This is a genomic window from Acinetobacter entericus (genome assembly GCF_026168575.1).
In the GTDB taxonomy this organism is placed as follows: Bacteria; Pseudomonadota; Gammaproteobacteria; order Pseudomonadales; family Moraxellaceae; genus Acinetobacter; species Acinetobacter bouvetii.
Genome location: NZ_JAPEQW010000070.1, coordinates 1 through 3527, shown reverse-complemented (window position 1 = coordinate 3527; position 3527 = coordinate 1). Strand labels below are relative to the sequence as shown.

Below are 3527 nucleotides of genomic sequence, written 5' to 3'. Positions count from 1 at the left end.
ATATTACTGAAGAAGCCTTCAAGAATAGCTTTGTGCAACAAAGCCCGTTCAAATTAGGCGTTACTACGGATGAACAATAATTTTTACAGCAGACTCATTATTATGAATCAATGTTTCAAAGCCTTTAGAAACAAGATCATCTAATGCAATCCGTTGGGTAATAAAAGGTTCTAGATTAATCTTACCTTGCTCAACCAAACGGATAGTTTCCTGATGATCATTTACATAAGCAATCGTGCCACGAATATCTAGCTCTTTCATCACCACACTATGCACATTAATTGTGGCAGGATGGCTCCAAATAGAAACGATAACGACTACACCAGTTGGTTTCATTGCTGCAACGAGTGTATCCATGACTTTATTGACACTACTACATTCAAAAGCGACATCTACACCGCGGTCTTCTGTAATTTTCATTACCTCAGCAACTACATCAACCTTAGATGGGTCTAGTACATAATCGGCAACACCCGCTTCTATCGCTTTTTCTTTACGTTTTGCACTCAGTTCAGTAATGATGACCGTGAGACCTTTAGCCTTTAAAATAGCAGATAAAAGTAAGCCTATTGGGCCTGCTCCACCAACCAGTGCGATATCGCCAGCTTTTGCGCCACTTCTGACATAGGCATGATGACCGACAGATAAAGGTTCTATCAATGCTGCTTGGTCTAAAGGAATATCATTTGAAATAGGATGTACCCAACGCCGCTGAACTGCAATTTTTTCAGAAAGACCACCACCGCGTCCGCCTAAACCAATAAAGTTCATATTTTTTGATAAATGATACTTATCATTGGGGCCAGTCGGCACATCGTCAGCAATGATGTAGGGTTCAACTACGACATGTTGCCCAATTTGGATATCATCTACACCCTCTCCAACTGCATAAACCACGCCTGAAAATTCATGTCCCATTGTTACAGGTGCAGATTCTCCCGAAATTGGGTGTGGGTGACCACAAGGTGGAATAAAAATAGGACCTTCCATGAATTCATGTAAATCTGTACCGCAAATACCACACCACGCAACTTGAATTCCAACTGTGCCTGGAAGTACTTTCGGTTCAGGGATATCTTCAATTCGAATATCCCCTCGGTCATAAAAACGAGCTGCTTTCATTTTATATTCCTTATATTGATGTTAACGGTAAACCAGTGCGTACACGGCCTCAACTTTCAATAAAGTATAAAAGGTGTTTGTGTAGGCAATACCCTTACTTTTGATAAGCCAAAAGAAAGCAAAAGCCTTTGTTACCCATACATAACATCCCTATTATGATGGATAACGTGTGGCATCCCTGCCACACTCGTGTATCCAAACGTTGCTTAAATTAAACTATGTAATAGTGGCGACATAAAGGTGCTCTTATCGCTATATATTAAAAACTTAGTGGAACACTGTTTCTAAAGCTTTTAAACCCACTTTGGGATCAAGTAGACCGTTGTAAATTTCAGGGATTTCACGTTCCACCCCAAAAAATTCATAAATGGCAAGCATCGCCCCACGAACTGAATATTCCACAGTAAAGACCACGTCATCTTCAATTTCCACAAACTGTCCAAGGAAAGCAAAGTTTTGTGAGCCTTGTGGAATTACCTGTGGACGATCCCCCGGTTTACGGCAGGCGAATAGGGCAGAGGCGTATGGCATCATGGCGGTAGTAACATCAGTCGTTGCCAAAACATGATCTAAAATGTCGTCAAAACCGAGCTGTTTAATCAGTTCTGTTAGGATTTCTTGCCCCGTGGCTTCGGACATTGGTTTTTTGATGTAATCGCCTATATGGTCAATTTGGAAACCGTAGCCCCATAAGGTATATAAACCTTCAGGTAAGTCGGCAAAGTGTGGCTGTGCAGGAACCACGATGGATAAATGCCAACCCGACTCATACCAAGTCATGAGTGCGCCTGTGCCTGGTTCATTGCCTGTATAGTCAATAATACGTTTAAGTAGCACGTCATCTTTCATGGTCAGAGTGAAAGACTCCCACTTATGTTCATCGACATTGCCATAAAAAGTCATTGGACGGCCAAAGTCTGGGGCTTTTTGTGCCAGCGTTTCCCAAAGCGTCCAGCCATGATCTTCTCGATGACGAATAAGGGCAGGCACGTCATGATTACCGCCATAACGTGAGTCTGCTGTAATAGAGCCTAAAGTGAAAATAGCTAAATCATTGGCTTTCAGATTAATTTGCTCTGAGCCTTCAGGCAATTGTACATATAGGCGTGAAGCGTAGCGTTCTTGAGTTTCAGCATTGGTAATGAAGTCTGCATCTGTGACATAGTGTCCAAAACGCACATCGACGCCTTGTGCGACTAACCAACGCTGTAGGGGCAGAATCATCGAGTCATATTGGTTGTACTTGGTACGTTTCACACCCGCTAAGGTATGAATGCGTGGCAATTCTTGAATAAAACGCAAGAAATAGCGTCTTAACTCTGCTGCACTGTGCCATTTTTGAAAAGCGAAAGTCGTGCGCCACATGCGCCAGAAATTGGTTTCAAAAAAGGTTTCATCAAAAAACTCATCAATGCGGCGACTGCCAATTTTTTCTTCTTTTGAAGCTAATAGGCGCAGCATCTGTGCACGATGTAGCGTATTCAGACCAAGCTTTGCTGCATCCGCAATGACATGTTCGGCATCAATCAACCGTGCATTGGCGTGGGTTTTCACTTTTTCATTAAACTCACGACATTCTTCACGCACCGAAATGTCTGGATTTTCCAAAGATGGAATACTGGAAAATAAGTCCCATAGGCACAAATAAGTTTCATCGGTCAGCATTCGCCCACCACGTGTTACCCAAGCTTGCGCGGCATGCGGTGTATGTCCACCATCCATCGAACCACCTGAAATATCGAGTTCTTCTAAAATATGGATATTTTTGGCAGGGACTTTGGCATCACGGATTGCAAATGCAGCAGCAGCCATACCTGCGATACCACCACCAATAATCCAAAGATGGGACTGTTGTGCGTCTAATGGGGTGCGCTTCTTCTTTTGCATGGTTCACCTTTAATAATGATGTTAAAAACTATGAAGTATAAAATGTGATTTAGAAAAACCTTAAAAATAGTATGACTTTTTATATATGAAAAATGTATGAAATGGGAAGCAATTTACTCATTATATTTTGTAATCAAAAAAATGTAAGTAATGGATATTTTAATACACATTTGTATTTTTTTTAAAATAAAATATGATTTAAGTAATTGATTTTATTATTTTATAGAGTAATCACTCTATTTTGATCATATTTGTTTGTGTCTGAAGAATGTGTTTGAAACTAGGCTTTCTATTGATCATTAAAAGATATAATTGAATAATAGATCTCTTTCATAAATCAAAAAACGAGCACCTTTTTGATTGATATTTGTACTCTAATTTTCTTAGCATTCGTGCATAATCTGCGGATGAAATACATTGATTCAAAGAAGCTTTCTGAAACACAGTTTAAGCGATATACAGGCATCTCATGGGGCACTGTTGCAAATAACCACGAATGGTAAGCTGAAGACTGTTTT

The 3527-nt window shown here is 40.4% G+C and carries 2 protein-coding genes; both read right to left on the bottom strand.

The genetic code is table 11. The features are described 5' to 3' along the window. Window positions 1-63: 63 nt before the first annotated feature. Complete coding sequence (locus OKC24_RS19215; protein ID WP_004281883.1) at window positions 64-1122, bottom strand: 2,3-butanediol dehydrogenase; 1059 nt, start codon at window positions 1120-1122, stop codon at window positions 64-66. Window positions 1123-1389: 267 nt separating this feature from the next. Beyond that, on the bottom strand, window positions 1390-3009 hold the full coding sequence (locus OKC24_RS19210; protein WP_004726755.1) for an oleate hydratase: 1620 nt from the start codon (window positions 3007-3009) through the stop codon (window positions 1390-1392). Window positions 3010-3527 lie beyond the last annotated feature (518 nt).

What these genes read in the sequence shown, in the direction of transcription:
- OKC24_RS19215 (WP_004281883.1), bottom strand. Translation starts at nt 1,122, where the DNA reads ATGAAAGCAGCTCGTTTTTATGACCGAGGGGATATTCGAATTGAAGAT.
- OKC24_RS19210 (WP_004726755.1), bottom strand. Translation starts at nt 3,009, where the DNA reads ATGCAAAAGAAGAAGCGCACCCCATTAGACGCACAACAGTCCCATCTT.